Annotated in this window: 1 pseudogene; it reads right to left on the reverse strand. The window is 76.9% G+C overall.

What is annotated here, in order from left to right:
- Positions 1-290: pseudogene (locus ACLBXP_RS25920) on the reverse strand (hypothetical protein); the annotation flags it as partial.

Here is a 290-nt window from a genome sequence, read left to right on the forward strand (position 1 = left end):
GGGAGACGATCGGGGCCTGGTTCGACGACGCGGCCGCGCACTGAGGACGGCCGCCGCGGACGGGCGCCGGACATCGGCCGGACACGCCCGGACAGTCGCCCCGGACGGGCAGGGCCGAGCGGCGCCGAGGGCGTGCCGCCGCCGCCGCCGTTGGCGCTGGCGTTGGGCACCGCCCGCTCCGGGAAGCTCGCATTCCCGCCCGCGGCGGAGTTCGTCATGATGGTGTCCGCCCCGGTGGCACCCGGGGCGATGATCAGGTCGTTGCTGTTGGCGGCGGTGGTGGTCTGCCG

This window comes from Methylobacterium sp. A54F, from assembly GCF_053346035.1.